This is a genomic window from Priestia sp. ST2, assembly GCF_055810735.1.
In genome coordinates, this window is sequence record NZ_JBVVNT010000014.1 from 1 (window position 1) to 25175 (window position 25175).

Sequence of the window (25175 nt, forward strand, 5' to 3'; positions counted from 1 at the left end):
GTTCCCATACCGAACACGGAAGTTAAGCTCTTTAGCGCCAATGGTAGTTGGGACTTTGTCCCTGTGAGAGTAGGACGTTGCCAGGCACCTGAAAAAGGACTAGCTATTTTAGCTAGTCCTTTTTTTATTATTCACAGAGTATAAGCTATCTACATAAAATGGGGTAAATGAAGTGCATAAAGAAGTTACATCTTGTCGATACTTATTTAGTGGAGGTGGAGAGTAATGGAAAAACAAATTAAAACATGTTCCGTTTGTCATGAACAGCATACAAAGGGTATTGAGGTGTTTTCCAGCTTTATATGCCAACACTGCGAGGTAGAGATTGTAGAGGTGGATTCATCTCATTTTCGTTATCAATTGTTAGTAAATCAATTAAAGAGAATATCAGGAGCGTTTTCTTACTAAAAGCCCTTTTTTATAAGGGCTTCTTTATATGGCTCAAAAAAATCAACTAAGTTTGTTATAATGAAAGAAAAATCAATTTTGATAGAAAAAATACTTACATATTCTTTTATCAAGTTAGCAATGTTATATTTACAAAAAGTAAGGAATGGATGTATGGATACATATTTACCTTTATATAACCGTTTAGTAAGGCACAGCGAAAAGAGGTCACTCTCTTATCACGTGCCCGGCCATAAAAATGGTCAAATTCTACCTTCATATATTCAGTCTTCTTACGCAGACTTTTTGCAATACGATCTAACAGAAATTAGCGGATTAGATGATTTACATGAAGCAGAATCTGTTATTAAAGAAGCACAAGATTTAACGGCAAAGTTGTATGGAGTAGATGAAAGCTTTTTTTTAGTTAATGGTTCTACTGTAGGCAATCTCGCCGCGATTTTATCCCTTTGTCAAGAAGGAGATAAAATTGCTGTTCAAAGAGATTCTCATAAATCTATTTTTAATGCTATTGCTTTATCAAAGGCATCACCTATTTTTTTAGCTCCTGAAATAGATTCAAAAACACATCTTAGTACAGGTGTATCCATTAAAACAATTAAAGCAGCTGTAGAGGGTTCTGAGGATATAAAAGCATTTGTATTAACAAATCCTACTTACTATGGGGTGGCGCGAGATCTAAAGGAGATCATTGACTTTATTCATGGCTACAATATTCCTATAATTATTGATGAAGCTCATGGAGCCCACTTTATTTTAGGTAATCCTTTTCCGTCGTCAGCTGTTACGTATGGAGCGGATCTTGTTGTTCAGTCAGCACATAAAACGCTGCCTGCTATGACTATGGGTTCTTATTTACATATTCAGGGGACGTTGATAAATAAGCAAAGCGTTCGGCATTACCTACAAGTACTGCAGTCAAGCAGTCCCTCATACCCTATTATGGCTTCTCTTGATTTAGCACGGTATTATCTGCAGCAGTTTACTCAGCATGATATTGATAGAATGACTGATAATATTCATTCGTTTGTTGAAAAGATTAATGAGATTGATACACTTTCAACTATTGATGTGGAAACAGATCAAACTGCTACCGACCTTTTGAAAATGACGTTGACTTGTTCGGCTGCAACAGGATATCATTTGCAAAAGGAACTGGAAAAGCAAGATATTTATACAGAACTAGCTGACGTTAACTATGTATTGTTTGTTCTACCTTTGAGCAGCAGTTGGGATTTTAATGATACAATTAAGCGGGTTAGACAAGCAGTAGAGAATATACAGCGTAAGTCATATGAAAAACCAATAATCAAACCATTTCGTTTTTCAAGAGCAACGGTTCTCCTGCCTATGGAAGAAAGAAAACTAAGATCAAAGCATATGTGTTCGTTTGAAGAGGCGATTGGGTGTGTAAGCGCACAATCTGTTATTCCATATCCTCCTGGAATCCCCATTTTAATGGAGGGAGAAACGATTACAAGCAATCATATTGACTATATTTTGCATATTCAAAGGTTAAATGGTCATATTCAGGGCGGATCTTGTATGGAAGAAGGAAAGATAGAAGTATTTAAATAGAGAAAGGAATTTATACATGTCAGGAACGTTTATTACATTCGAAGGGCCAGAAGGTGCTGGTAAGACGACGATCATCCATATGGTTCAACAAAAATTAATACAAGAGGGTTATACCATTGTATTAACAAGAGAACCTGGAGGCATACGAATTGCTGAACAAATTCGTGAAATCATCTTAAATCCATCTAATACGGAAATGGATGCCAGAACCGAAGCACTTCTTTATGCTGCGGCTAGAAGACAACATCTTGTAGAAAAAGTGATTCCTGAGCTAAATAAAGGGAATATAGTATTATGTGACCGTTTTATTGATAGCTCACTTGCTTATCAAGGAAATGCGCGGGGCATAGGCGTAGAAGATATTTTTGCTATCAATCAATTTGCTATTGAGCAAACGATGCCACAGGCCACTTTATATTTTGATATTGAGCCTGAGGTAGGATTAGAAAGAATTAATAAAGGTCGAAAAGATGAGATTAATCGATTAGATTTAGAATCCTTAGACTTTCATTATAAAGTACGAGATGGATATTTATCTCTTTTGAGTGAATTTCCAGAGCGTATTCGACGAATTGATGCAAATCAATCCGTTGAAAAAGTCTGTGAAGAAGCTTATAAACAAATAAAATTGATTTTAAAATAAATACAGATGATTGTTATTCTTGCTATACTATTCTTAACAAAAAAGTAAAATGAGGTGTTATTCATGAAATTAGTAATGACCGTTATTCAAGATTCAGATAGCTCAAAGCTTTTAAATGCACTTGTAGAAAGAGGGTTTCGTTCAACCAAATTATCAAGTACGGGCGGATTTTTAAAATCAGGGAATACAACAATTATGATTGGTACAGATGATCATAAAGTAGATGAAGTACTTGATATTATTAAGGGCCAATGTGAAAACCGCAGACAGATGATTTCTCCTGTGGCACCGATGGGCGGTAATGCAGATTCATACATTCCGTATCCTGTTGAAGTTGAAGTGGGCGGAGCTACAGTATTCGTACTACCAGTAGATCAATTTCATCAATTTTAAGAGAGAAGATTTTAAATAGAAAGTGATGATTGAATGGGAAATACATGGGAACAGCTTGAAGCTCTTCAGCCGAACGTATTAAAGATTTTGCAAAACAGCTTACTTAAAGAGCGAGTTGCTCATGCTTATTTATTTGAAGGAAGCAAAGGAACAGGTAAAAAACAAATTAGTTTTTTGTTTGCTAAAGCGCTGTTTTGCCAAAATCCAGTTAATCATAGGCCATGCCATGAGTGCAGTAACTGCCGGCGAATTGATTCAGGTAATCATCCAGATATTCACTTGATTGAGCCAGCTGGTTTATCGATTAAAAAAGAGCAAATTCAATTTTTGCAATCAGAATTCACAAAAACCGGTGTTGAATCTAATAAAAAGTTATATATTGTGAATCATGTTGATAAAATGACAGTAAGCGCAGCAAATAGTTTACTGAAATTTTTAGAAGAGCCTGGCAACGGAACTTATGCAGTTTTATTAACAGAAAATATACAGCGCTTATTAGATACGATTATCTCACGTTGCCAAGTAATATCATTTCGATCTCTTACACCAGAACAGTTAGCTGAAAAACTAGTAGAAAATGGCCTTTCCGCAGTAGATGCGTCCATCTTGTCTAATTTAACAAACAGCATTGATGAAGCAATTGAATTAAGTAAAGATGAATGGTTTGGACTTGCAATAAAGTTAGTGATACAATTATATGAAGTGTTAACAACGAGACCTCAACAAGCTCTTCTTTTTATTCATGAAAAGTGGGTAACACATTTTAAAGAAAAAGAACAAGCACATATTGGTTTAACTTTATTGATGCTTCTTTATCGTGATTTGTTGACGCTGCAAGTTGGACAAGAGTCTAAAATCGTCTATCGTCATAAAATAGAAGAATTAAAACAGCAAGCTCTTCAGACAACGCAGGAAAAAGCGATTTATCGCTTAGAGGTTATCTTGAAGGCCAAAAATAAATTAAATTCAAATATGAATCTACAGTTATTAATGGAACAGCTGGTGTTGGATTTGCAGGAGGGATAAAAGCTTGTATGATGTAGTAGGCGTTCGCTTTAAAAAAGCGGGAAAAATATATTATTTTGACCCTGGAGAACTTACAATTCCAGATGGTGAGTTTGTCATTGTAGAAACAGTTCGTGGTGTTGAATTTGGCAGAGTGGTTATTAATAAAAAGCAAGTAAGTGAACACGATGTCGTACTTCCTTTGAAAAAAGTAATCCGCATTGCCGAACAAAAAGACAGGCTGATTGTGGATGAAAATAAACAAGCTGCTAGAGAAGCGTATGACGTATGCGTGCAAAAAATTCAATCACACGATTTAGATATGAAGTTAGTAGATGTAGAATATACGTTTGATCGTAATAAAGTCATTTTTTATTTTACAGCAGACGGCCGTATTGATTTTAGAGAGTTAGTTAAAGATTTAGCTGCTATTTTCCGTACGCGAATTGAGCTTCGTCAAATCGGTGTACGAGATGAGGCAAAACTGTTGGGCGGGATAGGTCCTTGTGGCCGTATGCTATGTTGCTCAACGTTTTTAGGTGATTTTGAGCCGGTTTCTATTAAGATGGCCAAAGACCAAAACCTATCGCTTAATCCAACGAAAATTTCTGGTTTATGCGGACGTTTGATGTGTTGTTTAAAATATGAAAATGATGAGTATGAAACGGCAAAAGAACAGCTTCCTGATATAGGCTCAACAATTAAAACTTCAGATGGTTCAGGACGTGTAGTGGGTTTGAATATTTTGGAAAGAATTATTCAAGTGGAACTGTCAGATCACGAACAAATTTTAGAGTATACTCTGGATGAGATCAATAATGAAGGTGCTGTTTCGTTTCAAGCCACAGATTAACGAGGTGGGCAAAGGTGGATAAAAAAGAGATTTTTGATTCGGTGACAAACATGGAGGAACAAATTGGTCATTTATATAAGCAGTTAGGTGAGTTGAAAGAGCATCTTGCTGAGCTAATTGAAGAAAATCATCACCTGCAAATAGAAAATGATCATTTGCGCCGTCGCCTTGACCAGACAAACTTCGAAACGAAGCTGAAAAATAGACATTCAAAAGCAAGCGCTCAAACAAAAGAGCAAAAACAAATTGATATCGGAGAAGGATATGACAATTTGGCTCGCCTTTACCAAGAGGGTTTTCATATTTGTAACATTCATTATGGAAGTGTGCGTAAAGATGGAGACTGTTTGTTTTGCTTGTCATTTTTAAATAAAAAGTAACACCACCTCTCCCTTTTGGAGAGGTTCTTTTTATGAGTAAAAGATGTAAATAATAGATGTACAAGGAGAAGAACGACTATGGTTGAGTTATATGGAGATGAACGTTTAGATTATCTATTAGCCGATGAGGAGATGCGCATTATTCAAAGTCCGTCTGTCTTTTCCTTTTCATTGGATGCTGTGCTTTTATCTCACTTTGCTTATGTCCCAATTCGTAAAGGTAACTTGGTTGATTTATGTTCAGGGAACGGTGTAATCCCCCTGTTTTTATCTAAACGAACAAAGGGAAAAATTATTGGTGTAGAAATTCAAGAGCGGCTACATAGTATGGCGCAAAGAAGTATTGTGTATAATCAGCTCGATGGGCAGATTAAAATGATACATGGTGATTTAAAAAATGCGCCTCAAGAACTGGGTTATGGAAAATATGATGTTGTAACATGTAATCCTCCTTATTTCACCACATCCAATAAAGAAGAGATAAATGAAAACGAACACTTTGCAATCGCTCGCCACGAAATTCATTGTTCGTTGGAAGATGTGATTAGAGCCAGCAGTCAACTAGTGAAGCAAGGCGGAAAAGTGGCATTAGTTCACCGTCCAGGAAGACTGTTAGATATCGTTACGTTAATGAGGCAGTACCGTTTAGAGCCAAAGAGACTTCAGTTTGTCTATCCTAAAGATGGGAAAGAAGCAAATACACTTTTAATTGAAGGTACGAAGGATGGAAGTCCAGATTTAAAGATTCTTCCTCCGCTGGTGGTCTACCAAGATAATGATGAATACACGGACGAATTAAAAAGGATTTTATATGGAACAAAATAATCATTATTTTTACGTAGTTGAATGCAAGGACTGTACGTATTACGCTGGTTACACGAATAATTTGCAAAAACGTATTTCTGTCCATAATGAAGGAAAAGGGGCAAAATATACGAGAGCAAGAAGGCCTGTTTCATTAATTTGGCATGAGGTGTTTACTTCTAAAACAGAAGCTATGCAAAAAGAATATTGGTTCAAACAGTTAAGCAGAGTGAAAAAACAGGCTTACATTCGAAGGGAGCAAGAAAAGCAGAATGAAATCACAAAAAAGTTATGATGTATCGAATGAACGAGGCGTTTTATATTTAGTTCCCACTCCTATTGGAAACTTAGAGGATATGACATTTCGTGCGATTCGAATTTTAAAAGAAGTTGATTATATTGCCGCAGAAGATACGAGACAAACGAAAAAACTATGTAACCACTTTGAGATCGATACACCTATTACAAGTTATCATGAACATAATAAACATACAAAAAGTGAACAGCTGTTAAGCGACTTAGACAGTGAAAAAAATATTGCTTTAGTAAGCGACGCGGGCATGCCTTGTATTTCAGATCCTGGTTATGAGTTAGTGGTAGCTGCCGTTAAAGAAGGATATACGGTTGTTCCGCTGCCGGGGCCTAACGCAGCATTAACAGCTTTAATTGCTTCGGGACTACCTACGGGGCAGTTTTACTTTTATGGATTTTTAAACAGAAATAAAAAACAGCGTAAAGAACAGCTTCAAGAGCTTCAGTATATTAAGGAAAGCATGATATTTTATGAAGCTCCTCATCGATTAAAAGAAACGCTAAAGAGTATAGAAGAAATTTTAGGGAACCGATCTATTGTGTTATGTAGAGAGTTAACAAAACGTTATGAAGAATTTTTAAGAGGAAGTGTATTAGAAGCAATGGAATGGACAAATGCTACAGATATTAGAGGCGAATTTTGCTTAATTCTTGAAGGGACAAATGAAGAAGCGCCAGATGAAAGTAATCTATGGTGGGAACAGCTCACCATTATTGAGCATGTTGATCACTATGTAGAAGAAGGACTTTCAAACAAAGAAGCTATTAAGCAAGTGGCAAAAGACCGAGATGTGTCAAAGCGAGACATTTATAGTGAATATCACGTACATTAAAAAAAGCTGTCTATCATAGACAGCTTTTCGTTTTATTTAGAAGCTTGTAAAGAATCTTGAAGTTCTTTCATGATTTGTTCTGCACCTTCACGGCTTAGAATTAATTTGCCGCTAGCAAGTTGAATGTTATCATCAGATACTTCACCTGTTACTTGGCAAGTCATGTTTGGTTTGTATTTTTTTAAGATGATGCGCTCTTCATCTACATAGATTTCTAGAGCATCTTTCTCTGCAATTCCTAATGTACGTCGTAATTCAATTGGAATTACTACGCGTCCTAATTCATCAACTTTACGAACAATACCTGTAGATTTCATATTAATCGTTCTCCTCTCAGTAATCATTTTTCTATGTTATTACTTTCGTCATTATTCGACAATTTCAACGTACTTTCATAATACCAGCGTTTCCAAAACTAGTCAATCATTTTATATGTAAAAAAATGTAGCTGGTAAAAAATTTTTTTCTCGACTTGTTTACAAGCTAATTGTGACCGTCAGTCAAGGAATGACAAGGGGTTTCATTGGAAAAAAGATTAATCGTCTAAATAGCTTGATATTAACTATTTTGAAGATAGGGTAAATATAATTCGACATAAAACGACAAAATTAGACCTATTTGTCGTTTTCATCAAAGTGACTTTTTGAATGAGGGTATATTTTATATAAAAATAGGGCGAAGCTGATACAATTAACAGGATTATTTTTTGGGAAAATAACGATTATTTAAAAATGAAGTGAATCCGTCATATTCCCGCGTATATAGGAAGAGAATGTTTTGAAATTATCATGTAAAATAGTATGATAGATAGTAGAATAAGAAGACAGGGTTTATATGATTACATACATATAAATCAAAATGTTGAAATGGAATGTTGGAGGTTATGAACATGGCAGATGGAAATAATACATTTTATATTACTACGCCGATTTATTATCCGAGTGGTAAATTACATATAGGGCATGCATACACGACGGTAGCGGGAGATGCAATGGCTCGTTATAAACGTTTGAGAGGGTTTGACGTACGTTATTTAACAGGTACAGATGAACATGGTCAAAAAATTCAGCGAAAAGCAGAAGAGAAAAACGTGACACCTCAGCAATACGTAGATGATATTGTATCTGGAATCAAAGAGCTGTGGGATAAGATGGATATTTCGTATGATGATTTTATCCGTACAACAGAACCAAGACATAAAGAAATCGTGGAAAAGATTTTCGCGCGTCTTTTAGAACAAGGTGATATTTATCTTGATGAGTATGAAGGTTGGTATTCAGTTCCCGATGAGACGTACTATACAGAGCATCAACTAGTAGATCCAATCGTTGAAAATGGAAAAGTTGTAGGCGGAAAAAGCCCGGATAGCGGACACCCTGTAGAGCTCGTTCGAGAAGAGTCCTATTTCTTTAAAATGGGGAAATACGTAGATCGTTTACTAGCTTTTTATGAAGAAAACCCTTCATTTATTCAACCAGAGTCCCGTAAAAACGAAATGATCAATAATTTTATTAAGCCTGGCCTTGAAGACTTAGCTGTTTCGCGTACGACGTTTGATTGGGGGGTAAAAGTTCCAGGTAACCCAAAACACGTTATTTACGTATGGATTGATGCGCTCTCTAACTATATCACCTCTCTTGGGTATGATACAGAGAACGATGAAAACTATCGAAAATATTGGCCGGCTAACGTACATTTAGTAGGAAAAGAAATCGTACGTTTCCATACTATTTATTGGCCAATCATGTTGATGGCCCTTGATTTGCCACTTCCTAAGAAAGTATTTGCTCACGGCTGGTTATTAATGAAAGATGGAAAGATGTCGAAGTCAAAAGGGAATGTAGTAGACCCAGTGACATTGATTGACCGCTATGGACTGGATGCCCTTCGTTACTACTTACTTCGTGAAGTTCCATTCGGTTCAGACGGCGTATTTACACCAGAAGCGTTTGTTGAACGTATTAACTTTGACTTAGCAAATGATCTTGGCAACCTAGTTAATCGTACAGTGGCGATGATTAATAAGTATTTTGATGGTGTTATTCCAACTTATGAAGGTAATGTAACAGAGTTTGATGCACTTATCGTCCAAGCTCAAAAAGATACAGTGAACAAATATGAAGAAGCGATGGAAGATATGGAGTTTTCAGTGGCTCTTGCTTCTATCTGGCAATATGTAAGCCGCACGAATAAATACATTGATGAAACGCAGCCTTGGGCGTTAGCAAAAGATGAGAATAAGCGTGCAGAACTTGCTTCTGTTATGACACATCTAGCTGAATCAATTCGTCACATTGCGGTATTGCTGCAGCCATTCTTAACGCGTACACCTGAGAAGATTTTTGCTCAGATTGGTGTAAAAGAAGATGTGTTAAAAACGTGGGAAAGCACAACGCGTTTTAATATGCTTAAAGAAGGCACAAAAGTAGAAAAAGGTGAGCCAATGTTCCCTCGTCTAGATCGAGAAGAAGAGGTAGCGTTTATTAAAGAGCAGATGCAAGGGAGTGCTCCAAAGGAAGAAAAACCTGTTGTGAAGGAAGAGCCTTCTGAAGAGATTATGATTGATGATTTCATGAAAGTAGAGCTTCGTGTAGCGCAAGTTACGCAAGTAGAACCAGTTAAAAAAGCAGATAAACTATTAAAGCTGCAGCTTGATCTTGGCTATGAAAAACGCCAGGTTGTCTCAGGTATTGCCAAGTTTTATAAGCCTGAAGAATTAGTAGGTCGAAAAGTAATTTGTGTAACCAACTTAAAACCTGTGAAACTGCGCGGTGAACTATCACAAGGAATGATTTTAGCGGGGGAAGATGAGAATGGTCTTTCACTAGCAAGCGTAGATCAAAACTTAGCAAACGGCACGAAGATAAAATAAGTACACGAAGATAAAATAAGTATAGGTAAAAGGGGTGTTTCACGTGTAACATGCGAGGACCCCCTTTTATTCATGGAAAGGATCGATTAGATGTTATTTGATACACATGTTCATTTAAACGCAGAACAGTATGAAGATGATTTGCAAGAAGTAATTAATCGTGCGTTAGAAAAAGGTGTTCAAAACATGGTAGTTGTTGGATTTGATGAACCTACCATTAAAAAGGCTATTCAAATAGCTGAAACGTATGACTTTATCTATGCGAGTGTAGGATGGCATCCAGTAGATGCAGTTGATATGACGGATGAGCACTTAGCTTGGATTGAAAAGTTAGCTCAGCATCCGAAAGTTGTTGCTTTAGGAGAAATGGGATTAGACTACCATTGGGATAAATCACCTAAAGAGGTTCAAAAGGACGTATTTCGCCGTCAAATTCGCTTAGCTCGCAAAGTGAATTTACCTATCATTATCCATAATCGTGATGCAACCGAAGACGTGGTAACCATTTTAAAAGAAGAGCACGTAGAAGAAGTTGGCGGGATTATGCATTGCTTCACGGGCAGTATTGAAGTAGCGAAGCAGTGTATGGATATGAATATGTATATTTCTTTCGGTGGACCTGTTACTTTTAAAAATGCGAAAAAACCAAAAGAAGTTGCTACAGAGCTTCCTTTAGATAAACTATTAATTGAAACAGACTGTCCTTATCTGACTCCTCATCCATTCCGCGGCAAGCGCAATGAACCTGGTTATGTTTCATACGTAGCAGAGCAAATTGCAGAGTTAAAAGGGATAACGTATGAAGAATTAGCTGATATTACAACAGCTAACGCTAAAAAGCTATTTGGCATTAATGATTAAAACTTTTTCTCATATAACAATCATTTTCGTGTTAAAGTAAAGATAGGCGCAGAGGAGAATGTTATCCTCTGCCTTTTTCAGTTAAAATAACAGGTAGATGTTTTTTAATTTAGTTGATAATAAGATAAAACGTTGATTTCATAGAAGAAAAATGATGTGCGCAATGAGCATTTCATTTTTACTGAAAAGCAAATGAACAAAACTGAATGTTTTGGAGGAAGCAATGAAGATTAAAGAAATTATTGTAGTAGAAGGCCGAGATGACACTGTAGCAATTAAACGTGCAGTGGATGCGGATACCATCGAGACAAATGGATCAGCTGTAAATGAAGAAACCATTGAGAAAGTAAAATTAGCTCAAAAAACACGAGGCGTGATTATTTTTACAGATCCAGATTATCCAGGACAGCGAATTCGAAATATTGTTTCAGAACGTGTTCCCGGATGTAAACATGCATTCTTAGATAAAGAAGAGGCTCGTCCTAAAAATGGCAAAGGTATTGGAGTTGAACATGCTTCTATTGCATCTATTCAAAAAGCACTAAAAGATGTGAAGCAAGAGTGGATGGGGGCAGCTATGGAGATTTCTCAAGAGGATTTAATCATAGCTCGTTTGATAGGAGATAGTAAAGCCAAGTCTCGACGTGAAAGAATAGGGAAGTTATTAAAAATTGGTTATGCCAACGGAAAGCAGCTCCATAAACGATTACACATGTTCCAAATTTCAAAAGAGGACTTTATCAGAGCTGTTGAGCAGATAAATAAGGAGGAAAAGGGATCGTGTTAAAAGATATTGCAACGCCTAATCGAACCAAGGAAATTTTAAAGAAATACGGTTTTACATTTAAAAAGAGTTTGGGACAAAATTTTTTAATTGATACGAACATTTTACATCGTATTGTTGATCATGCGGAAATAACAGAAGAAACGGGAGCTATTGAGATTGGACCTGGTATCGGGGCCTTAACTGAACAGCTAGCAAAGCGCGCAAAAAAAGTGCTGGCATTTGAAATCGATCAGCGTTTGCTTCCGATTTTAGCTGATACTCTTTCTCCTTACTCAAATGCAAAAGTTATTCATCAAGATGTGTTAAAAGCGGATTTAAAAGGGACGCTCGAACAAGAATTCGAAAACATAGAAGATTTAATGGTCGTTGCGAATTTACCGTATTACGTGACGACACCCATTTTGATGAAGTTATTAGAAGAGCAAATTCCGGTACGTGGAATCGTCGTTATGCTTCAAAAAGAAGTTGCTGACCGTATAGCAGCTAAACCGGGAACAAAAGAGTACGGTTCACTTTCTATTGCTATTCAATACTATACAGAGGCTGAGACGGTTATGATTGTGCCTAAAACAGTGTTTAATCCGCAGCCTAATGTAGACTCAGCTGTTATTCGATTGTTAAGAAGACCGAAGCCAGCGGTAGAAGTCCAAGATGAAGCATTCTTCTTCCAAGTTGTACGAGCAAGCTTCGGACAGCGCCGAAAAACAATTTTAAACAATCTAGTGAACAACTTGCCAAATGGAAAGCAGAAAAAAGCGGACATTGAACAAGCACTTTCAACTGCTGAAATTGATCCGAAACGAAGAGGCGAAACATTATCTATTCAAGAATTTGGAAAGCTAAGTGATCAACTTTTAAAATCATTTCGCTAAATTATCACATTTTTATCATGAAGTCATAGGCTATGAAGAGAATTTATTTTTGAAGTAGCAAAGACGGAGTGAAGCATATGAACATCAAAATTGGTGATATAGTTACACGACCTTCTTATCAAAGAGATTTGCTTTTTCGTGTTATAGCTATTAATGACAGCGAAACGGGGAAATATGCGACTTTAATAGGAGAAGACGTTCGGTTGATTGCGGACGCTCCTTGTACAGATCTAGAGGTTGTGGATGCTAAAGAACAGGATCAAAGAAAGAAACAAGAAGAAGAACTTTTAGAAAGATCCTTGGAGCTTATTCAACAGGATTATCGGCTCGTTCGAGAGAAAACTGAATATAGCATGACAAATGGATACAGCCATTCACATCGCTTATTTCAAATTCCAGGAAAGGTCCTGCACGTAGACGGAGACCCTAATTATTTACGTAAATGTTTGTTGGTTTACGAAAAAATTGGTGTTCCTGTTTATGGTGTTCATTGCGTTGAGTCAGAAATGCCTGAGAAGGTTGGAAAGCTAATTGAGGATGTAAGACCCGATATTCTAGTGCTGACAGGTCATGATGCCTATTCCAAAGGAAAAGGAAATAAAGATGACCTCCTTGCTTATAGACATTCCAAGCACTATATTCAAACAGTCCAAGAAGCAAGAAAAAGAGTTGGTAATTTAGATCAGCTGGTGATTTTTGCAGGTGCCTGTCAATCGCATTTTGAATTATTGATTCAAGCTGGAGCAAACTTTGCTAGTTCACCTTCACGTGTAAATATTCATGCTCTTGACCCTGTGTATGTAGTAGCAAAACTAAGTTTTACTCCTTTCACAGATCGTATTAATGTATGGGACGTCTTACGTAATACATTAACGGGTGCTAAAGGTTTAGGAGGAGTAGAAACAAAAGGGCTGCTTCGCACGGGCATGCCTTATGAAAGCGATGAGTAGAAATAAAAACAACTGGTTACAGCATGTACACGCATGATGTGCAACCAGTTGTTTTTTCGTATGAAGCCAAAGTATACGCTTAATTACACAAAACCATTTTCAATATTTGCTAAAGATATACATATTTCGTTGAAAAACGAGCATACTAACAGCGAAATGTAGATTCATGTTGAAAATTATTTATTGACACAATTAGAGATAGATTGTTATAATTTTATGTTTTTGACTATTTTTCTAACATGTGTTACACTATACATAGTGAGGTGGACCAATATGGCGAAAACTTTGTCTGATATTAAGCAAGCGCTGGATTTGCACCTAGGCCAACGATTAACTTTAAAAGCAAACGGTGGTCGTAGAAAAACAGTAGAACGTTCAGGTGTATTAACAGAAACGTACCCATCTGTTTTTATCGTTGAATTAGATCAAGAGGAAAACTCTTTGGAGCGCGTTTCGTATAGTTACGCAGATGTGTTAACGGAAACAGTGCAACTGAAATTTTTCTAAGAATGACATAGGCAATATAGCAAGTGGTGATGAGCAGTGGACATTGGTTTACTGCTTTTTTATTGGTCTTTTTTTCAAATTATATATGCATTATTTTTTATACATACTATACATATCGTCCTCGCGTTTCTTATGTAAAAGAGCGAGGAGATTCAGGTTGAAATTTCATTTTATACGTAAAGGAGCCATGTGCAATGTCAAGGCGTAGAGGGATTATGTCATCGAAGCTGAAAGAAGAACTGGCTAAAGAACTTGGTTTTTACGATACTGTACAAGCAGAAGGCTGGGGCGCTATCCGGGCAAAAGACGCAGGCAATATGGTGAAGCGAGCTGTAGAGCTTGCACAGCAGCAGCTGAAGCAATAGCATAGTGAAAATCAATGCTTACACGACTATTTAAAGTGAAATGAGGAAAACCGAAGTGTATAACCGCTTCGGTTTTTTTGTCTCAAAATGAAAGATAAAACAGAGGATTAAACAAAGATGTTTAAATGAACAGCTATATCTTGTTCATTTTATGATAAAATAGCGTTAAACTCGATAAGATGAAGTAGGTGAAGTAAGTTGAAATTAATGGTGAAAGCACCGGCTAAAATAAATTTGTCACTTGATGTGTTACATAAACGTCCAGATGGTTACCATGAAGTTAAGATGATTATGACAACAATTGATTTAGCGGACAGAATTGAACTTTCTGACCGTGAAGATGGACGAATTGTTATCTATTCTCATAATCGCTTTGTTCCAGATGACCAGCGAAATCTCGCTTATCAGGCAGCGCAGATTTTGAAGCGACGTTATAACATTTCAAAAGGTGTAAATATATTAATTGATAAACATATTCCAGTAGCTGCTGGATTAGCTGGAGGCAGCAGTGACGCGGCTGCTACATTACGCGGTTTAAATACGTTATGGGAATTAGGGTTATCATTAGACACACTTGCAGAAATAGGGGCTGAGATTGGCTCTGACGTATCTTTTTGCGTGTACGGAGGGACAGCTCTTGCTACAGGGCGCGGAGAGATTGTAGAGCATATTGAGGCACCTCCAAGCTGCTGGGTGATTTTGGCTAAGCCTGAAATAGGTGTTTCTACAGCAGATGTATATCGAAACTTAAAAATTGAAGAGATGGATCATCCTAAAGTAGATGAGATGGTTCACGCCATACAATCAGGAAATTATGATCAAATGTGTAGCCTTGTAGGAAATGTATTGGAAGCAGTAACGCTGAAAATGCATCCAGAAGTAGCTCTCATTAAAGAACAAATAAAGCGTTTTGGCGCCGATGCTGTGCTCATGAGCGGCAGTGGGCCAACTGTATTTGGACTTGTACAGCATGATTCACGTATGCATCGCATTTATAATGGATTACGTGGCTTTTGTGATAAAGTTTATGCAGTTAGGCTACTAGGTGAACGAATAACGCTTGAATAAATCCGTATGTTAATGTTATATTTACATTACAATATTCGGATTTTCAGGAGGATGTTATGAAGTTTCGACGTAGTGGACGATTAATTGATATGACCAACTATTTCATTCAAAACCCTCAGCGCCTTATCCCTCTTACGTATTTTGCAGATAAATATGATTCCGCAAAATCATCTATTAGCGAAGATATGGCGATTATTAAACAAACTTTTGAACAGCAGGGTATCGGAACTTTGGTTACGCTACCAGGGGCTGCCGGCGGAGTTAAATTCATTCCAAAGATGACGAATGAAGAAGCCGGTCAGCTTGTTCAAGAATTATGTGGGTTGATTGAAAAACCTGAGCGTTTACTGCCAGGTGGATATTTATATTTAACTGATATTTTAGGGAACCCTCGCGTTGTGAATAAAATCGGTCGCTTGTATGCATCGCTTTTTGCTAACCGCAAAATCGATGTGGTGATGACTGTAGCAACAAAAGGTATTCCTATTGCGTATGCGGTTGCTCAGTATTTAGACGTGCCCGTTGTTATTGTGCGCAGAGACAGTAAAGTAACTGAAGGATCGACCGTTAGTATTAACTACGTGTCGGGTTCATCTAAGCGCATTCAAACAATGCTGTTAGCTAAAAGAAGTTTAGCGGTCGGGTCAAATGTACTCATCATTGATGATTTCATGAAAGCTGGCGGTACTGTAAATGGAATGGTTAGCTTGCTTGAAGAGTTCGATGCAACTGTTGCTGGTATTGGAGTTTTAGTAGAATCAGAAGATATTGAAGAACGTTTAGTGGATGAGTATGTGTCCCTTGTACAATTAACAGATGTAAATATCAAAGATAAACAAATTCGTGTACAAGAAGGCAATTACTTAAAATATATTTGATCAAGTAAGGGAGAGGAACATATGTTACAGGTTCAAACAAAAAATGCACCGCAAGCTATTGGTCCATATTCACAGGGAATTGTTGTGAATAACTTGTTTTACAGTTCAGGTCAAATTCCACTTCGTCCAGATGGTACGTTGGTCGAAGGAGATGTTCAAGTACAAGCTACTCAAGTATTTGAAAATCTAAAAGCAGTTCTTGAAGAAGCTGGAGCTTCTCTAAATACAGTTGTAAAGGCAACCGTGTTCATTAAAGATATGAACGACTTCGCAGCGTTAAATGAAGTCTATGGCGACTACTTCGGGGACCATAAGCCGGCACGTTCATGTGTAGAAGTTGCGAGACTACCTAAAGATGTACTTGTTGAAATTGAAGTTATTGCGCTTGTTAAAGGGTAATTAAATTAACAAATTTCTAACAAAAAGCAAGTAACTTCCAATTGTTCACTTTTTTTGCGAAAATTTTCTAAAAATTTTTTCTGAATAGCAGGAAAACACAAAATTCTGTGGAATTAAGTATGTAAAGCTTCGCATAGAAAAAGGTGGTGAACAAGATGGAAGTAACTGACGTAAGATTACGCCGCGTGAACACTGAAGGACGTATGAGAGCGATTGCTTCAATCACATTAGATGGTGAATTTGTTGTTCATGATATTCGTGTGATTGATGGTAATAATGGCTTATTTGTAGCCATGCCAAGTAAACGTACACCGGATGGTGAGTTCCGTGATATTGCACATCCAATCAATTCAAATACTCGCGGAAAGATTCAAGATGCTGTTTTAGCAGAATATCATCGTTTAGGTGAGGTAGAAGTTGAATTCGAAGAAGCGGGTGCTTCGTAAACATATGATACATTAAGAGTCTACTGAAAAGTAGGCTCTTTTCTTTTTGATTACCACTTATATAATTTCACACCTTTGTAAAACTTTAGCATTACCAAAAAATAAAATTCATGACTTATAAATGATTCCTTGAAATGCTGTCATTTTTGATATAATATTCTTAATGGATAAAAAGGTAAAATTGGAGGCCTGTTATGTCAAAAAGATATGCAGTCATATTGGCAGCTGGTCAGGGTACACGTATGAAGTCATCTTTATATAAAGTGTTACACCCTGTGTGTGGCAAACCGATGGTGCAACACGTAATTGATCAGTTATCACGTTTGGATTTAACAAATTTAATTACAGTTGTAGGTCACGGTGCCGAAAAAGTGAAATCACATGTTGGAGATAAAAGCTTATTTGCTTTACAAGAAGAGCAGTTAGGAACAGCTCATGCAGTAATGCAAGCAGAATCTTTACTTGCACATGAAAAAGGTACGACAATTGTTGTATGTGGAGATACTCCGCTTATTACAGCTGAAACAATTGAATCTTTATTAAAGCATCATGAAGCAACAAATGCAATGGCAACTATTTTAACAGCTCATGCAGAAGATCCAACAGGATATGGACGCATCATTCGAAATGAACAAGGGTCTGTTGAAAAGATTGTGGAGCATAAAGATGCCACAGAACAAGAGCGTCTTGTACAGGAAATTAATACTGGTACGTATTGTTTTGATAATGAGAAATTATTTGAGACACTTTCAAAAGTTTCAAATGATAATGTACAGGGAGAGTATTATTTACCTGATGTTATCGAAATTCTAAAAAATGAAGGTCAAATTATTTCTGCATATCAAACATCCGATTTTGCTGAAACATTGGGCGTTAATGATCGATTTGCTCTGTCTCAAGCAGAAGAAACAATGAAAAAGCGCATCAACAAGCAGCATATGTTAAATGGAGTGACGATTGTGGATCCTTCTAACACGTACATTTCAGCAGATGCTGTCATTGGCAGAGATACGGTTATTTATCCTGGTACGGTTATTCAAGGAACAGTTGTAATTGGAGAGAATTGTGAAGTAGGACCTAACAGTGAAATTAAAGACTGCAAAATAGGTAATAATACTTCTATTCGCCATTCTGTTGCTCACGATAGTGAAATTGGTCACGAAGTCACAATTGGCCCATTTGCACATATTCGTCCTCAATCATTAATTGGAGATGAAGTGCGCGTAGGAAACTTTGTAGAAATTAAAAAAGCATCTTTTGGCAAAGGTAGCAAAGCTTCTCATTTAAGTTATATTGGAGACGCAGAGGTCGGAAAAGGTGTAAACTTAGGGTGCGGATCTATTACAGTTAACTACGATGGGAAAAATAAATTTTTAACAAAGATTGAAGATGGGGCATTCGTAGGATGTAACTCAAACTTAATTGCACCTGTAACAATTGGTGAAGGCGCCTATGTTGCAGCTGGTTCAACCGTAACGGATGATGTGCCAGGAAAAGCATTATCAATTGCTCGTGCGAAACAAGTAAATAAAGAAAACTATGCTGAAAAGCTTGATATTAATAAAAAATCCTGACGGAGGTTTCACAATAAAATGTCAAATGTATATGCTGATGAAAATTTAAAGTTATTTACGCTAAATTCAAACAAGGCTTTAGCTGAAGAGATCGCAAAAGTAATTGGTGTGGAATTAGGTAAATGTTCGGTTGATCGTTTCAGTGACGGTGAAATTCAAATTAACATTGAAGAAAGTATCCGTGGTTGTGATGTATTTATCATTCAATCAACAAGTGCTCCAGTTAACGAACACTTAATGGAATTATTAATTATGATTGATGCATTAAAACGTGCATCAGCTAAAACAATTAACATCGTTATGCCTTACTATGGCTATGCTCGTCAGGATCGTAAAGCTCGTGCACGTGAACCAATCACTGCCAAATTAGCAGCAAATATCATTGAAAAAGCGGGAGCTACTCGTATTATCACATTAGATTTACATGCTCCTCAAATTCAAGGTTTCTTCGATATTCCAATTGACCATTTAGTAGGTGTTCCAATTTTAGGTGAATACTTCAAAAGTAAAAACCTTGATGACGTTGTTGTTGTATCTCCGGACCACGGTGGCGTAACGCGTGCTCGCCGTTTAGCGGAACGTCTAAAAGCGCCGATTGCTATCATTGACAAACGTCGCCCACGTCCAAACGTAGCAGAAGTTATGAACATTGTTGGACAAGTGGAAGGAAAAACAGCAATCTTGATTGATGATATGATTGATACAGCTGGTACAATTACAATTGGTGCAAGTGCATTAATTGAAGCAGGTGCAAAAGAAGTATATGCTTGTTGTACACACCCAGTGCTTTCAGGCCCTGCGATTGAGCGTATTCAAAACTCTACAATCAAAGAGCTAGCTGTAACAAACTCTATTGCTTTAACAGAAGATAAGAAAATTGATAAAGTAACAGAACTTTCAGTAGCTCCGTTAATCGGTGAAGCGATTATTCGTGTTCACGAAGAGCAATCAGTTAGTACATTATTTGATTGATAAACAGAACCTCTTTCCATTTGGAAAGAGGTTTTTTTGAAAAAAATTTAAATGTGCTAACCCTTGATTTTAAAGCGCTTTGGACGGAAAGAACAAAGATATATTACTGTTCAAACTGGGTTTCATGTTTAGCAACCTTCTAAAAAGGGTACATTTTAAGTAGAAAACATACTGGAAGGTGAATAAAATGAGTATTTCAATTCAAGCAAATAAAAGAACGGATTTCAAAAATTCTACAAATAGAAAGATTCGCGACGAAGGAAACTTCCCAGCGGTTGTTTACGGAAATAAAACAGAATCCACACCTATTTACTTAAACAGTGCTGATTTTATTAAGACTATTCGTGAAGCAGGACGCAATGGAGTGTTAACATTACAAGTGGATAAGCAAAAATATTCCGTAATGTTACATGATATTCAAACTGATCCATTAAAAAACGAAATTGTCCACGCCGATTTCCAAGTGGTCGACATGAAGAAAGAAATTGATACTGAAGTTTCTTTATCTCTAGTAGGAGAAGCAAAAGGAACAAAAGAAGGCGGCGTATTACAGCAGTCTCTATATGAAATTTCATTAAAAGGCTTGCCGCAGGATATCCCATCGTCTATTGACGTAGATGTATCAGAGTTAGGAATTAATGATACAATCACAGTAGCGGATATTAAGGTAGATAAAAAGCTAGAAATTACGCATGATGCAGAAGATACAGTTGCTTCTGTGCTACCTCCTCAACAGGAAGAAGAGCCGGACAGCGGCGAAGTTCAGGATGCTGAAGGCGATGTTGAAGCAACAAAAGAAAAAGATAACAAAGAATAATATAAAAAGACGTAACCAAAAGGTTACGTCTTTTTGTGTGAATTGATTATAATAAAAGTGATACTATATAGTAATGTAAAACATTAAAGACATTTACCTATTATGTACAACTTACATAGAGTGGAAAGGAGTATCTATTTTGAAATTAATCGTTGGTTTAGGGAATCCTGGAAAAGAATATGACCGTACCCGTCATAACATAGGATTTATGGCAATTGATAAAATTGCTGAACAGTTTATGATTTCATTAGATAAAACAAAGTTTAACGGAATATATGGAACAGGTATAATAAAAGGAGAAAAAGTCATATTATTAAAGCCTCTAACATATATGAATTTATCAGGAGAAAGTATTCGCCCGTTAATGGACTATTTTGATATAGACGTCGAAGACTTGCTTGTTATTTACGATGACTTAGATTTACCGTGCGGAAAAGTAAGATTGCGTACAAAAGGAAGTCCGGGCGGCCATAACGGAATAAAATCAATTATTCAGCATTTAAAAACCCAAGAGTTTAACCGAATTCGTATTGGAATCGATCGTCCGAAAAACGGTATGAAAGTAGTTGATTACGTACTAGGGCGCTTTACAGAAGATGAAATGGTTCATATGGAAGAAGCGATGAAAACGTCTGTACACGCGAGTGAGGATTTTTTAGGTAAACCGTTCTTAGAAGTAATGAATCGCTATAATTAAGTAGAATAAAATTTCTCTCAATCGTCCATACTAACACTAAAAGATTTGGGAGGATTTGTATGTCTATTCATTATTTCTGTAGACATTGTGGCGCAAAAGTCGGTATGATAGAAAAGACAGCTCACAATACAGAAGCACTCGGTTTTAATCACCTAACCGCAGATGAACGAAAAGACTTTATTCACTACCATAATAGTGGAGATATCGTGGTTAAAATTATTTGTGAAGATTGTCAAGAAGCGCTAGAACGAAATCCAGACTATCATCAGTACGAAACATTTATACAATAAAAAGCTTTGGTCTCAAACCAAAGCGTTTTTCTGTTTAGTTTAGACATATCATGGGAGGAGGGAATTCCTTTGCGAGGGATTAGACAGCAATTTGAAGAAAATAAAGAAATTGGAGCTGTTGTCAGCAGTTTAGAAGAAGGTTTGAAAGAACAGTTAGTAACGGGAATTTCCGGTTCAGCTCGATCTGTATTAATGGCACTCTTAAATGAGGATAAAAAATACCCCTTATTAGTAGTGACTCATAATTTATATCAAGCTCAAAAAGTGTATGAAGACCTTTTGCATCTTTTACCGGAAAAAGACGTTTTCTTATACCCTGTTAACGATTTAGTTGCTACAGAAGTGGGGATTGCAAGTCCAGAATTAAAGGCTCAGCGAATTGAAGTACTCAATTATTGGAGTCAACATACAGGTGGAGTAGTTGTAACACCGCTTGCAGGAATTCGAAAGCTGCTGCCTCCTAAAGCAAGATGGGAGCAAACACAGCTGCCGTTTCAAATGGGAATTGACATCGACGTTGATCATTATTTAAAAAGGTTAGTTGAGTTGGGCTATGAGCGGGCATCGATGGTTTCAGCTCCGGGTGAGTTTAGTGTGCGCGGAGGAATCATTGACATTTATCCGTTAACAGAAGAGCTACCTGTCCGAATTGAACTATTTGATACGGAGATTGATTCCATTCGTACTTTTACAATCGAGGATCAACGCTCTCAAGAGCAGTTAAAAGAAATTTCAATCGGCCCTGCTACGGAAATCATTGTGAATCAAAATGAAGTAGCCCAAGGAATTGAAGAACTAGAAGCACAGCTGGCTTCGACGCTGCAACAAGTAAAAAACGCAGCGCTAAAAGCTACCTTAACAGAAAATATTAAAGGTGAAATCGAACAGCTGCGTCAAGGTCAACTTCTTGAAAATATGTTCAAGTATTTATCATTCTTCTACGAATCGCCTGCTAGTTTACTAGATTATTTACCAGAAGGCGGCCTTGTCATCTTTGATGAGACCACTCGAATTCAAGAAACGTCTGATCAGCTTGAAACAGAGGAAGCTGAATGGATAACCGAATTATTAGGACAGGGGCAAATTGTTCGAGACGTTCAATTATCTCATAAGCTCCCATCTCTTATTCAGCGAGCAAAACATCAGTTTTTATACTTATCGTTATTTTTGAAGCACGTATCGTATACTAGTCCACAAAATATTATTAATATTTCATGTAAGCAGATGCAGCAGTTTTACGGCCAAATGAACTTATTAAAAAGTGAAATTGAACGTTGGAAAAATGCTAATTATACGGTAGTCCTCTTAGGAGCAGATAAAGAGCGCGTGAAAAAACTTGAAGGTGTGCTGGCAGATTATGATATTGATTCATCTATTTTAGATGGAAATGGTCAGCTTGTGCCAGGTCTTGTTCAAATCATTGAAGGCGATTTACAAATGGGCTTTGAACTGCCGATGCAAAAATTAGCTGTTTTAACCGAGGAAGAATTGTTTAAAAAACGGGTAAAGAAATCAAAGCGTCGTCAAAAGCTTTCCAATGCAGAGCGTATTAAAAGCTATTCAGAGTTAAACGTAGGTGACTATGTCGTACACGTGAACCACGGTATTGGCCGTTACTTAGGAATGGAAACGTTAGAGATTAACGGTAATCATAAAGATTATATCCATATCAAATATGAAGGCTCTGACAAGCTGTACGTTCCTGTTGAACAGATTGATCAAGTACAAAAATATGTAGGCTCTGAAGGGAAAGAGCCAAAAGTATATAAACTTGGCGGAAATGACTGGAAGAAAGTGAAACGAAAAGTTGAGTCTTCTGTTCAAGACATCGCTGATGACTTAATTAAACTGTATGCAGAGCGTGAAGCAAGTAAAGGTTATGCATTTTCTCCGGATGGCGATTTACAGAGAGAATTTGAAACAGCTTTCCCTTATCAAGAAACCGAAGATCAGCTTCGTTCTGTACAAGAAATTAAAAAGGATATGGAACATGAAAGACCAATGGATCGTCTGCTTTGCGGAGACGTTGGATATGGAAAAACGGAAGTAGCCATTCGTGCTGCGTTTAAAGCTGTGACAGATGGAAAACAAGTGGCTATTTTAGTGCCAACCACTATTTTAGCTCAGCAGCATTATGAAACCATCCGTGAGCGTTTTCAAGACTATCCAATCAACATTGGGCTGTTGAGCCGCTTTCGCAGCCGTAAACAGCAGCAAGAAACAATTAAAGGGTTAAAAAACGGGACCGTAGATGTAGTGATTGGTACACATCGTTTACTATCTAAAGACGTGATTTATAAAGATTTAGGATTGTTAGTTATCGATGAAGAGCAGCGTTTTGGTGTAACGCACAAGGAAAAAATCAAGCAAATGAAAGCAAACGTTGATGTCCTTACACTTACAGCAACGCCTATTCCACGAACATTACATATGTCTATGTTGGGCGTAAGGGATTTGTCTGTTATTGAAACGCCGCCTGAAAATCGTTTTCCGGTTCAAACATATGTAGTGGAGTATAATCCGGTTCTAGTTCGTGAAGCGATTGAGCGTGAGTTAGCGCGTGATGGCCAAGTTTACTTTTTATATAATCGCGTAGAAGATATTGAACGAAAAGCAGAAGAAATTTCGATGCTCGTGCCTGATGCTAGGGTAACGTATGCCCACGGAAAAATGAATGAAACCGAACTCGAAGCGGTTATTTTAAGCTTTTTAGAAGGCGAATATGACGTGATTGTGAGTACAACCATTATCGAAACGGGAGTAGATATTCCAAATGTAAATACGCTTATTGTCAACAACGCTGATAAGATGGGATTATCACAACTGTACCAATTAAGAGGGCGTGTAGGTCGTTCAAACCGTGTGGCATATGCGTACTTTACGTATCACAAAGACAAAGTACTGACAGAAGTAGCTGAAAAGCGTCTGCAAGCTATTAAAGAATTCACCGAATTAGGTTCTGGTTTTAAAATTGCTATGCGTGATCTTTCAATACGTGGTGCCGGAAACTTACTGGGTGCTCAGCAGCATGGATTTATCGATTCTGTCGGTTTCGATCTCTACTCGCAAATGCTTAAAGAAGCGATAGAGGAAAGACGCGGGTCTGACGGAGAAAATGTGAAATTTAATGTAGAAATGAATCTGGACTTAGACGCGTATATTCCTGATCAGTACATTACAGACGGCCGCTTGAAAATTGAGATGTATAAGCGCTTTAGAGGAATTGAAGCACTAGAGGATATTCAAGAATTGCAGGATGAAATGATTGATCGTTTTGGAGAGTATCCGGCTGAGGTTGAGTATTTGTTTAAAGTAGCGGAAACAAAAGTATATGCAACGCAGAACTTAGTAGAATCTATTCTTCAGTCAAAACAAGAAATTTCTATTCTGCTGTCTGAAGAAGCGAGCTCAACGGTAGACGGCCAGAAATTATTCATGCTAGGTGATCAATTTGGCAGAATGGTCAGCTTAGGTATGGAAGGCAAGAAAGTAAAATTAGTGGTTAATGTAAAAGGACTTGCTCAAAAAGAATGGCTCAATATTGTGTACCAGTTAGTAAAAGGAGTAGCCACTGTTAAAAAAGAACAAGTTACGAATTAAAAAGAAGGCTC

At 37.2% G+C, this 25175-nt stretch carries 28 protein-coding genes and 1 rRNA gene; 28 read left to right on the top strand and 1 reads right to left on the bottom strand.

Features of this window, described 5'->3' with window-relative positions; translation table 11 throughout:
• The 11 genes from rrf to rsmI form a co-directional block, all read left to right on the top strand.
• Positions 1-86: ribosomal RNA gene (gene rrf, locus AC0KUU_RS28560) — 5S ribosomal RNA — on the top strand; the annotation flags it as partial.
• Positions 87-225: 139 nt separating this feature from the next.
• Complete coding sequence (locus tag AC0KUU_RS28565; protein WP_013081329.1) at positions 226-408, top strand: sigma factor G inhibitor Gin; 183 nt, start codon at positions 226-228, stop codon at positions 406-408.
• A 153-nt stretch (positions 409-561) separates the two neighbouring features.
• On the top strand, positions 562-1986 hold the full coding sequence (locus AC0KUU_RS28570; protein ID WP_043979049.1) for an aminotransferase class I/II-fold pyridoxal phosphate-dependent enzyme: 1425 nt from the start codon (positions 562-564) through the stop codon (positions 1984-1986).
• Positions 1987-2002: 16 nt separating this feature from the next.
• Entirely contained in the window at positions 2003-2629 is a 627-nt protein-coding gene (gene tmk / locus AC0KUU_RS28575; RefSeq protein WP_043979046.1) for a dTMP kinase, read from the top strand.
• Between the two features lie 63 nt (positions 2630-2692).
• Positions 2693-3022, top strand: a complete 330-nt coding sequence (locus AC0KUU_RS28580; RefSeq protein ID WP_043979044.1) for a cyclic-di-AMP receptor — start codon at positions 2693-2695, stop codon at positions 3020-3022.
• A gap of 33 nt (positions 3023-3055) precedes the next feature.
• A complete protein-coding gene (holB, locus tag AC0KUU_RS28585) occupies positions 3056-4048 on the top strand; it encodes a DNA polymerase III subunit delta' (RefSeq protein ID WP_025753146.1) in 993 nt (330 codons plus the stop codon).
• A 4-nt stretch (positions 4049-4052) separates the two neighbouring features.
• Entirely contained in the window at positions 4053-4880 is an 828-nt protein-coding gene (locus AC0KUU_RS28590) for a PSP1 domain-containing protein (protein WP_013054847.1), read from the top strand.
• Between the two features lie 14 nt (positions 4881-4894).
• Positions 4895-5260 carry a DNA replication initiation control protein YabA gene (gene yabA, locus AC0KUU_RS28595; protein WP_013054848.1) on the top strand — a complete coding sequence of 122 codons (366 nt, stop codon included), beginning with the start codon at positions 4895-4897 and terminating at the stop codon, positions 5258-5260.
• 78 nt (positions 5261-5338) lie between these two features.
• Positions 5339-6085 (top strand): tRNA1(Val) (adenine(37)-N6)-methyltransferase, encoded by a 747-nt coding sequence (locus AC0KUU_RS28600; protein ID WP_097825382.1) that lies wholly within the window; start codon positions 5339-5341, stop codon positions 6083-6085.
• Positions 6072-6359, top strand: a complete 288-nt coding sequence (locus AC0KUU_RS28605) for a GIY-YIG nuclease family protein (RefSeq protein ID WP_043979037.1) — start codon at positions 6072-6074, stop codon at positions 6357-6359. The genes AC0KUU_RS28600 and AC0KUU_RS28605 overlap by 14 nt, the downstream gene beginning before the upstream one ends.
• On the top strand, positions 6337-7209 hold the full coding sequence (rsmI, locus tag AC0KUU_RS28610) for a 16S rRNA (cytidine(1402)-2'-O)-methyltransferase (RefSeq protein WP_043979034.1): 873 nt from the start codon (positions 6337-6339) through the stop codon (positions 7207-7209). The genes AC0KUU_RS28605 and rsmI overlap by 23 nt, the downstream gene beginning before the upstream one ends.
• A gap of 32 nt (positions 7210-7241) precedes the next feature.
• Here the strand turns inward: rsmI and AC0KUU_RS28615 are convergent, their stop codons facing one another.
• Positions 7242-7532 (bottom strand): AbrB/MazE/SpoVT family DNA-binding domain-containing protein, encoded by a 291-nt coding sequence (locus AC0KUU_RS28615; protein WP_170836841.1) that lies wholly within the window; start codon positions 7530-7532, stop codon positions 7242-7244.
• A 566-nt stretch (positions 7533-8098) separates the two neighbouring features.
• Here AC0KUU_RS28615 and metG point away from each other — a divergent pair.
• The 17 genes from metG (at position 8099) to mfd (ending at position 25164) form a co-directional block, all read left to right on the top strand.
• Complete coding sequence (metG, locus tag AC0KUU_RS28620; protein ID WP_025601514.1) at positions 8099-10081, top strand: methionine--tRNA ligase; 1983 nt, start codon at positions 8099-8101, stop codon at positions 10079-10081.
• A gap of 90 nt (positions 10082-10171) precedes the next feature.
• Positions 10172-10942, top strand: coding sequence for a TatD family hydrolase (locus tag AC0KUU_RS28625; RefSeq protein ID WP_013081336.1), 771 nt, complete (start codon positions 10172-10174; stop codon positions 10940-10942).
• Between the two features lie 223 nt (positions 10943-11165).
• A complete protein-coding gene (gene rnmV, locus AC0KUU_RS28630) occupies positions 11166-11729 on the top strand; it encodes a ribonuclease M5 (RefSeq protein WP_043979029.1) in 564 nt (187 codons plus the stop codon).
• On the top strand, positions 11723-12601 hold the full coding sequence (gene rsmA, locus AC0KUU_RS28635) for a 16S rRNA (adenine(1518)-N(6)/adenine(1519)-N(6))-dimethyltransferase RsmA (RefSeq protein ID WP_013054856.1): 879 nt from the start codon (positions 11723-11725) through the stop codon (positions 12599-12601). The genes rnmV and rsmA overlap by 7 nt, the downstream gene beginning before the upstream one ends.
• Before the next feature lie 77 nt (positions 12602-12678).
• Entirely contained in the window at positions 12679-13551 is an 873-nt protein-coding gene (gene yabG, locus AC0KUU_RS28640; protein ID WP_013081339.1) for a sporulation peptidase YabG, read from the top strand.
• A 273-nt stretch (positions 13552-13824) separates the two neighbouring features.
• The gene (gene veg, locus AC0KUU_RS28645) at positions 13825-14058 is read left to right on the top strand and encodes a biofilm formation stimulator Veg (protein ID WP_013054859.1); all 234 of its coding nucleotides are present in this window, start codon (positions 13825-13827) and stop codon (positions 14056-14058) included.
• A 194-nt stretch (positions 14059-14252) separates the two neighbouring features.
• The gene (locus AC0KUU_RS28650) at positions 14253-14423 is read left to right on the top strand and encodes a small, acid-soluble spore protein, alpha/beta type (protein WP_013054860.1); all 171 of its coding nucleotides are present in this window, start codon (positions 14253-14255) and stop codon (positions 14421-14423) included.
• 198 nt (positions 14424-14621) lie between these two features.
• On the top strand, positions 14622-15491 hold the full coding sequence (ispE, locus tag AC0KUU_RS28655) for a 4-(cytidine 5'-diphospho)-2-C-methyl-D-erythritol kinase (protein ID WP_013054861.1): 870 nt from the start codon (positions 14622-14624) through the stop codon (positions 15489-15491).
• Positions 15492-15547: 56 nt separating this feature from the next.
• Positions 15548-16369, top strand: a complete 822-nt coding sequence (purR, locus tag AC0KUU_RS28660) for a pur operon repressor (protein ID WP_013054862.1) — start codon at positions 15548-15550, stop codon at positions 16367-16369.
• A gap of 21 nt (positions 16370-16390) precedes the next feature.
• Positions 16391-16768: a RidA family protein gene (locus AC0KUU_RS28665; protein WP_013054863.1), complete on the top strand. Its 378-nt coding sequence runs from the start codon at positions 16391-16393 to the stop codon at positions 16766-16768.
• Between the two features lie 155 nt (positions 16769-16923).
• Positions 16924-17214: a septation regulator SpoVG gene (gene spoVG, locus AC0KUU_RS28670; RefSeq protein ID WP_013054864.1), complete on the top strand. Its 291-nt coding sequence runs from the start codon at positions 16924-16926 to the stop codon at positions 17212-17214.
• Positions 17215-17408: 194 nt separating this feature from the next.
• Positions 17409-18788 (top strand): bifunctional UDP-N-acetylglucosamine diphosphorylase/glucosamine-1-phosphate N-acetyltransferase GlmU, encoded by a 1380-nt coding sequence (gene glmU, locus AC0KUU_RS28675; RefSeq protein WP_014462060.1) that lies wholly within the window; start codon positions 17409-17411, stop codon positions 18786-18788.
• An 18-nt stretch (positions 18789-18806) separates the two neighbouring features.
• Positions 18807-19760 (top strand): ribose-phosphate diphosphokinase, encoded by a 954-nt coding sequence (locus AC0KUU_RS28680; RefSeq protein ID WP_013054866.1) that lies wholly within the window; start codon positions 18807-18809, stop codon positions 19758-19760.
• A gap of 187 nt (positions 19761-19947) precedes the next feature.
• Positions 19948-20577 (top strand): 50S ribosomal protein L25/general stress protein Ctc, encoded by a 630-nt coding sequence (locus tag AC0KUU_RS28685; protein WP_097825378.1) that lies wholly within the window; start codon positions 19948-19950, stop codon positions 20575-20577.
• Positions 20578-20716: 139 nt separating this feature from the next.
• Positions 20717-21274: an aminoacyl-tRNA hydrolase gene (pth, locus tag AC0KUU_RS28690; RefSeq protein WP_052500310.1), complete on the top strand. Its 558-nt coding sequence runs from the start codon at positions 20717-20719 to the stop codon at positions 21272-21274.
• Positions 21275-21333: 59 nt separating this feature from the next.
• Positions 21334-21564, top strand: a complete 231-nt coding sequence (locus AC0KUU_RS28695) for an anti-sigma-F factor Fin family protein (protein WP_013054869.1) — start codon at positions 21334-21336, stop codon at positions 21562-21564.
• A 69-nt stretch (positions 21565-21633) separates the two neighbouring features.
• Entirely contained in the window at positions 21634-25164 is a 3531-nt protein-coding gene (gene mfd / locus AC0KUU_RS28700) for a transcription-repair coupling factor (protein WP_043979015.1), read from the top strand.
• The last annotated feature ends 11 nt before the right edge of the window (positions 25165-25175 follow it).

Coding starts and splice junctions, on each gene's coding strand:
- AC0KUU_RS28565 (WP_013081329.1), top strand. CDS start 226: ATGGAAAAACAAATTAAAACATGTTCCGTTTGTCATGAACAGCATACA.
- AC0KUU_RS28570 (WP_043979049.1), top strand. CDS start 562: ATGGATACATATTTACCTTTATATAACCGTTTAGTAAGGCACAGCGAA.
- tmk (WP_043979046.1), top strand. CDS start 2,003: ATGTCAGGAACGTTTATTACATTCGAAGGGCCAGAAGGTGCTGGTAAG.
- AC0KUU_RS28580 (WP_043979044.1), top strand. CDS start 2,693: ATGAAATTAGTAATGACCGTTATTCAAGATTCAGATAGCTCAAAGCTT.
- holB (WP_025753146.1), top strand. CDS start 3,056: ATGGGAAATACATGGGAACAGCTTGAAGCTCTTCAGCCGAACGTATTA.
- AC0KUU_RS28600 (WP_097825382.1), top strand. CDS start 5,339: ATGGTTGAGTTATATGGAGATGAACGTTTAGATTATCTATTAGCCGAT.
- AC0KUU_RS28605 (WP_043979037.1), top strand. CDS start 6,072: ATGGAACAAAATAATCATTATTTTTACGTAGTTGAATGCAAGGACTGT.
- rsmI (WP_043979034.1), top strand. CDS start 6,337: ATGAAATCACAAAAAAGTTATGATGTATCGAATGAACGAGGCGTTTTA.
- metG (WP_025601514.1), top strand. CDS start 8,099: ATGGCAGATGGAAATAATACATTTTATATTACTACGCCGATTTATTAT.
- AC0KUU_RS28625 (WP_013081336.1), top strand. CDS start 10,172: ATGTTATTTGATACACATGTTCATTTAAACGCAGAACAGTATGAAGAT.
- rnmV (WP_043979029.1), top strand. CDS start 11,166: ATGAAGATTAAAGAAATTATTGTAGTAGAAGGCCGAGATGACACTGTA.
- yabG (WP_013081339.1), top strand. CDS start 12,679: ATGAACATCAAAATTGGTGATATAGTTACACGACCTTCTTATCAAAGA.
- veg (WP_013054859.1), top strand. CDS start 13,825: ATGGCGAAAACTTTGTCTGATATTAAGCAAGCGCTGGATTTGCACCTA.
- AC0KUU_RS28650 (WP_013054860.1), top strand. CDS start 14,253: ATGTCAAGGCGTAGAGGGATTATGTCATCGAAGCTGAAAGAAGAACTG.
- purR (WP_013054862.1), top strand. CDS start 15,548: ATGAAGTTTCGACGTAGTGGACGATTAATTGATATGACCAACTATTTC.
- AC0KUU_RS28665 (WP_013054863.1), top strand. CDS start 16,391: ATGTTACAGGTTCAAACAAAAAATGCACCGCAAGCTATTGGTCCATAT.
- spoVG (WP_013054864.1), top strand. CDS start 16,924: ATGGAAGTAACTGACGTAAGATTACGCCGCGTGAACACTGAAGGACGT.
- glmU (WP_014462060.1), top strand. CDS start 17,409: ATGTCAAAAAGATATGCAGTCATATTGGCAGCTGGTCAGGGTACACGT.
- AC0KUU_RS28680 (WP_013054866.1), top strand. CDS start 18,807: ATGTCAAATGTATATGCTGATGAAAATTTAAAGTTATTTACGCTAAAT.
- AC0KUU_RS28685 (WP_097825378.1), top strand. CDS start 19,948: ATGAGTATTTCAATTCAAGCAAATAAAAGAACGGATTTCAAAAATTCT.
- AC0KUU_RS28695 (WP_013054869.1), top strand. CDS start 21,334: ATGTCTATTCATTATTTCTGTAGACATTGTGGCGCAAAAGTCGGTATG.